The following is a 6298-nucleotide window of genomic DNA, read 5'->3' as shown; positions in this document are numbered from 1 at the left end:
GTCCCATTCTTAAACCATTACCACCCCACTGCTGGAATTTGCTCCCATTGCGCCGGAATAAACAAAACCCCGCTGAGTATCGAGGGTAATAATAGCGCCATCGCGAATAAGTTGGGTGGCATTTTTGACACCTACAATCACAGGTACTCCCAAACGCAAACCAATCACTGCGGCGTGGCTGGTGATACTATCTTCTTCTGTAATAATTCCTGCTGCCTTACGAATTGCGTCCACAAAATCAGCATTGGTTGATGAAACTACGAGAATTTCACCATGGTTAAAATTACCAACATCCATGGCATTATTAGCTACCCGAGCCATCCCGCTGACTGCTCCTTGCCCAATGCCAATTCCTCGTCCGAGAATAGCGGTTACTACCTCAACTTTAATTAAGTCGGTTGAACCAGGAACCCCCTGAAGCGTACCTGCTGTCATTACCACTAAATCTCCCTCTGCCAATAAATACTTTTCCTGAGCCACATTAATAGCAGCTTGGAAAGTTTGACCTGTTGAAGGTAAATCTAATACTAACAATGGTTTAACACCCCATACTAATTGAAGCTGACGAGCCACATCCACATGGGGAGTAATCGCCAAAATCGGAGTAAAGGGGCGAAATTTGGAAACATTCCGTGCAGTCGCACCTGTTTTTGTCAGAGTCATAATCGCCGCTGCCTGCAATTGTTCGGCAATTTGCCCGACTGCTTGAGAAATGGCATTGGGAATTGAGCGTCGGGTATCTTCCCGATGGCGAGAAATTTTTTCTTTCTCAATTCTGACGGCAATTCGCGCCATGGTTGCTACTGCTTCGATGGGGTAATTACCAACAGCGGTTTCATTGGAGAGCATCACCGCATCTGTACCATCAAGGATAGCATTCGCCACATCGGAAATTTCGGCGCGAGTGGGGCGAGGTGAGTTTACCATGCTGTCCAACATTTGGGTGGCTGTAATAATGGGAATACCCAATTGGTTAGCAGTGGTAATTAGTCGTTTTTGCAGGATGGGAACATCTTCAGCAGGTAATTCTACCCCCAAGTCACCCCGGGCAACCATAACGCCATCGGAGAGGGAAAGAATCGCCTCCATTTGCTCAATGGCTTCGTGTTTTTCAATTTTTACAATAACTGGGACTTGTTTCCCATAACTGGCAATTAATTCTTTAATTTCCAGCACATCTTGGGGGTTACGGACAAAACTCAGTGCAACCCAGTCTACACCTTGATCTAATCCAAACATTAAATCCCGGCGGTCTTTATCAGTTAGCGCTCGAATAGAAAGGTAGACACCGGGGAAGTTAACACCCTTATTATTAGAAAGGGGACCGCCAACGACGACACGACAGTGTAATGCGCGTTTTTTGCGGTCTACTTCTTCTACTTGCATCTCCACTCTGCCATCATCTAGGAGAATGGTAGCACCATCAGGTACTTCATCGGCTAGGGGTTCGTATGTGACGGAACTAATTTCCTGAGTACCGACTAAGAGTTCGCTGGTTAGGGTGAAGCGATCGCCCCGTGCTAAAGTAATCGAACCGTTTTCAAATTTGCCCAGGCGAATTTTTGGTCCTTGTAAGTCTTGCAGTATCCCGACAGGTTGATCTAGTTCAAATGCGGTTTGGCGAATCAGGCGAATGCTACGGTGATGATCGTCGTGTGTACCGTGGGAAAAGTTGAGTCGTAAGGTTGTCGCACCCGCTTTGATTAGTTCCTTAAGTACTTCTGGGCTACTGGTTGCAGGACCAATTGTGGCAACAATCTTGGTTCTACGTCGGGAATTTTGCAGCTGCATAAGGGAAGATGGGATGGATGATGTTGAAGGAATTTGATTTTGATACTGCACAGGGGTAATTTTAGTGGTATTTTGGTTATTTTTTCACAGATCGGGAGTGGGGAATGGAGGAGAAGGAGGACAAGGAGGACAAGGAGGACAATGGGGACAATGGGGACAATGGGGACACGGGGGCAATTTTTCTTCTCCCCCCTCTATTCTCTATTCCCTACTTCCCACTGCCATTTCTGGATAGATTCACTAGCACTTACACAGCAAAACTACTAATGGTGGGGATGGTGCGTTATGCTACGCTAACACACCCTACAAATAGAGGATTTGCGTAAGTCCTGTTCAAGCGGGGCGCTGAATAATCTTTTCGAGAATCCGCCGCTTGGCTTTGGGTTCGATGCCAATTAAGCGAACATATTCGCCATTATATGCAGTAAGTCGTTCTGTCAAAAATGCGATCGCATCTTCTAGATTATCGCCCTCAATTGTACCTCCATTTACCCACGCATTAGTTCTGATGCGCCTTTCGTTTCCGTGTTCTATACTCAGAGAGTATCCTTGAGCTAGTAGTTCGCGGATTTGGGTCTGGGTTTCTAGCTCTAATGGTGTTTTTGATGGATAGCCATTGTTAATTGTCTGACTGCCATTGCCTATTATTGGTTTATTCTCTATTGGCTTATAACTGGTTGTGGTACTATTCGGAGCTACTGAGAATCCCTCTGTTTCGCGTAATGCTTTATGATATTCTTTTGCTAATCCCATTACATCAACTTGTTGTTGTTCGCCGAGGAGAATATTGCCAAATTCGATTAGGTGAGACAACTGGAAATTTGGCTTGTCAAATTCTGGTGGGGCTTCCGTACTCCTGACGATCCGAAAGGATATTTTGTCAAGTCCTATTTGATGGATAAATTGCAGAATTTGTTCGTCATAAATTCGCGATCGCAAAGCACTAAAAAAATCAATAGATTGATTGGGGAATCTATCTACTAGTTTTTCTATATCACTGCCATCAAGCTCATCTTCAGCAAAAATACCACCGACAATCCCAATCCGATCGTTTCTGTCAGGTTGCCAGTAAAATTTTTCCATCCTGCCATCCCGAATTAGGGGCGCATAAAGGGTAGAAAAATCGTTACCTGTAACAATAATCGGGACGCGATGGAGGGGAGTCGCATCATAACTACCGGGAAGTTGTACGTCGGTAGGATGATCGGCAATATTCATTAAGGTAGCATTTACCAATTGTGTATTTACTGTATATTGGGTGGTGCGATCGATTCTACCTGCGCCTGCATCCAGATCGTTTATCATTAAAATGCACATTTGTCCGCGTACCCGAATCATTTCTGCCGCTTCTCGATAGCGGAGGCGGATTAAACGGCTGGGATCTCCTGCATCTGGGCTTTCGAGTTCCCCTCCAGAAATGTGGATTACCCCAATACCCATTTGCTGGAATACTAGCTCGCATTGGAAGGATTTGCCTTCTCCCTTACCTCCATGTATGCCTAAAATGAGGGGAAGGCGGATATGGGGAAGATCGAGGAAGTTTTTGGTGATGTGAACTGCTAGTTTATCTCGGAAGCGAGGGGCTATGTAGTATGTCATTAATTTTGGGATAGAGTGCGATCGCCAATTTTTAATTATACCGAATATTGAGCCAAAGAGGTTAGATGTTAGATGTTAGACAGGCAATATATTCTTCCCTTGTCCCAGTATCTAACAAATATTAAGAAGCTTTTTGTATCAATATAGCTTCAGAAATCATTGGTTCTTCAAAAATTTTACCCAGCACAAACCTCAACTCTGGAAAACAACTGGGAATTGAGTTTTTAAGAATCTCTCTGATTTCTGGATATAACGATTTTAGTAAATCCATTTAAAGTTACTCAAAATTCACAACTAGACGATAAACTATTAGCCATATCCTCATTTTGTTGGATTCCATACATACTTTCCCGTCATGTCAATATAACCCCATTCATCCCCAATATAAACTATTGCCAATCCGCCAAAGAATGCACTAGGCAGATCAAACTGTGGTTTGATGACTATCTGGCCAGTTTTGTTAATATAGCCCCACTTATCCGCAATCTTCACTGCTGCTAATCCTTCGGAGAAGACAACAGCTCCCTCAAACTGAGGTTTGATTGCCATCTGCCCAGTTTTATCGATATACCCGTACTTGGTATTAGTCGTTAGTGGTGCTTTCCAGTTAATACCAATAACATCAGTCAGTACTAATGCTCGTCCTTCAGAAAAGTCATAACCTTCATTAAACTGAGGTGCAATAACCATCCGTCCTGTTGTGTCAATATAACCTACCTTGTTTCCAACTCTTATAGCAGCTAATCCTTCGGAGAATTTCCTAAGAAAGCCATCAGATGGCTTGATAATTATTTGTCCTGTTTTGTTAATAAACATCGTTCCTTCATCACGCCTAACTAAGGCTAATCCTTGATGAAAATCTCCAGAATCACCGAATCCTGGCTTGATAACTATCTTACCATTTCGATCAATATAGCCCCATTTATCAATTTCAATTCTGACTGCTGCCATTCCTTCGGAGAACCGATAAGTTAGATCGAACTGTGGCGGGATAACGAGTTTACCAGTCTGGTTGATATAGCCCATCTTCCCATCAATCTTTACAGCAGCTAATCCTTCAAAAAAGCTATAGGCAGAATCAAAATTCGGTTTAATCACGATTTGCCCACTTTTATCGATATAACCCCACTTATCACCTATTCTGACGAGTGCTAGTCCTTCACTGAAGCCGGAAACTTCATCAAACTTCGGCTCAATAATAATCAGCCCTGTTGAATTAATATAACCTTCCTGACCATTCTGCCTGATCGGAAACAGTTGGAGCGACTCTGGTATCTCTCTCTGTGAGTGGTTTAATACCTGGATTTGCTGTGGAGAAGTACTCAACATCATGGTCGGACTTTGGGCACTACAAGATAGCAAACCTAAAATAGCCGAACAGAGAAATAGAAAAATGGTTTGATTTGCCATATTTTTGGGGAGGGTAGGAATCATTATTAGTTTTTTCGTTAAAAGTTACTGCTACGGCTCCTTCCCAACTCATCCGACCAATATATCCTAGCGCGAGACTTACTTTTTTTCCGATATCTCGTCCTTCCAAAATAGTAAAATAGTCTCGTTCCCCATTTTGTTCCCGATATTCAACTTTCAAGGCATCAGACAAAGAAATTTCTTTACCATCTTCTTTCAGTGCCCTCACCCAACCCTCTTTGCTTCTAGAATAAACACCTAGCACTTCCCCCTTCTTAAAAGTCGCTTGAGGACTACATCCAGAGATACACCTTCTTAAGGTTTGTGAATTATCTTTCTGCTGAATATCTACAGACTTAGCCGACTCCAATACCTGCTGCTGAGAAGCCACAATTTTCTCAGCCGAATTTTCCTTCTGAAACTGAAGAATCTCCTGACGGTAAACCTCCGAATCATCACCCGCACTTCCTCCCAAAGATTGTAGATGACTCAATACATTACTCCTTGGTGCTATCCCTTCCAGAAAGCGAAATATGTTTTAACATGGGAGCGGTTAAAACCGCGTCTACACAAACCAAACCCGCCTGCGCGGGTTGATAAACCGCCTTTTAGTCTGCGCAGGCAGACTTAGTTTGTGTAGCAGCGAATTCCATTCGCCAAGACTTTTTGCCACCTATCGGCATAATTGAAGTTTTAATCAATTTTTCCCTAACAAAAATAAACACCTATGAATACTGCCACAATTTCCACCTGGTATCAAGCTAATATTCAATATTTACTCAGCTCAATCGACAGAATTCGTCAAGTATTAACCAATTACATCGAATCTCAAGAAAATCCCACTACTCAACTCAATACTCCAGGACAACCAATATTTTCATCTAGTCCCCCATCCGCCCTAGAACAACTCTGCACCACCTTCGGTTTATCACAAGGCGAGCGCGATATTCTTCTAAATATGCCATTGCTATGGCTGCTTGCCAAAATTTAGAATGGAATATGCACCGAATTTCTGCCCATCTTCTCCCCACTAATTCACAGGAACTTACTCGAATTGTGGCTCGTTGCCGACGGGAATGTCTCTTAACTAACAGCGTCCTCTTATTAGACTGCGATGAAGTTAATTTGGCTGAGGGGATGAGAAAAACGACAATTTCTCAATTTATTGAAGGAGTGGAGACACCATTAATCCTCAGTACTGAAGAACGAATGCCTGTCCGCCATCGTTCCCAAATTAGTCTCGATGTCCGGAAACTAACTCACCAGGAACGATTTGTGATCTGGAAATATTCCCTCGGTCCCCTTGCTGATGAACTTGATGATTATATTAATGAGTTAGTTGTGCAATTTAATCTCAGCACCATGGCAATTGTTACCGCCTCTTGGCAAATTCAAAATTATTCCCTCTCAGCGATTCCTGAAAAGATAGATGATAAAGATGATAATATTTCCCGAAAACAGATAACAGAATCCGAAAATTTACCCACTGTTGAAGATA

General features: G+C 43.0%; 6 protein-coding genes and 1 pseudogene. 3 read left to right on the top strand and 4 right to left on the bottom strand.

Going from position 1 to position 6298, the window contains the following annotated elements; genetic code table 11:
• Positions 1–9: 9 nt before the first annotated feature.
• Complete coding sequence (pyk, locus tag NJ959_RS24285; protein WP_254014326.1) at positions 10–1791, bottom strand: pyruvate kinase; 1782 nt, start codon at positions 1789–1791, stop codon at positions 10–12.
• Positions 1792–1855: 64 nt separating this feature from the next.
• On the opposite strand from pyk, the gene NJ959_RS24280 reads away from it, so the two are divergent.
• On the top strand, positions 1856–2026 hold the full coding sequence (locus NJ959_RS24280; RefSeq protein WP_254014325.1) for a hypothetical protein: 171 nt from the start codon (positions 1856–1858) through the stop codon (positions 2024–2026).
• Between the two features lie 98 nt (positions 2027–2124).
• On the opposite strand, the gene NJ959_RS24275 is transcribed toward NJ959_RS24280, so the two are convergent.
• The 3 genes from NJ959_RS24275 to NJ959_RS24265 all read right to left on the bottom strand — a co-directional run bounded on the left by NJ959_RS24275 (position 2125) and on the right by NJ959_RS24265 (position 5293).
• Entirely contained in the window at positions 2125–3390 is a 1266-nt protein-coding gene (locus tag NJ959_RS24275; protein ID WP_254014324.1) for an AAA family ATPase, read from the bottom strand.
• Positions 3391–3711: 321 nt separating this feature from the next.
• On the bottom strand, positions 3712–4824 hold the full coding sequence (locus NJ959_RS24270; RefSeq protein WP_254014323.1) for a WG repeat-containing protein: 1113 nt from the start codon (positions 4822–4824) through the stop codon (positions 3712–3714).
• A complete protein-coding gene (locus NJ959_RS24265) occupies positions 4739–5293 on the bottom strand; it encodes a hypothetical protein (RefSeq protein WP_254014322.1) in 555 nt (184 codons plus the stop codon). The genes NJ959_RS24270 and NJ959_RS24265 overlap by 86 nt, the downstream gene beginning before the upstream one ends.
• Before the next feature lie 234 nt (positions 5294–5527).
• Between NJ959_RS24265 and NJ959_RS24260 the strand changes: the two genes are divergently transcribed.
• Together NJ959_RS24260 and NJ959_RS24255 are read left to right on the top strand one after the other, a co-directional pair.
• A complete protein-coding gene (locus NJ959_RS24260; protein ID WP_254014321.1) occupies positions 5528–5791 on the top strand; it encodes a hypothetical protein in 264 nt (87 codons plus the stop codon).
• Positions 5770–6298: pseudogene (locus NJ959_RS24255) on the top strand (ATP-binding protein); the annotation flags it as partial. The gene NJ959_RS24260 and the pseudogene NJ959_RS24255, both read left to right, overlap by 22 nt.

Source organism: Limnofasciculus baicalensis BBK-W-15, assembly GCF_024178385.1.
Classification (GTDB): domain Bacteria; phylum Cyanobacteriota; class Cyanobacteriia; order Cyanobacteriales; family Coleofasciculaceae; genus Limnofasciculus; species Limnofasciculus baicalensis.
The sequence above is the reverse complement of the archived record's forward strand: the minus strand, read 5'-3'. Positions and strand labels throughout refer to the sequence as shown.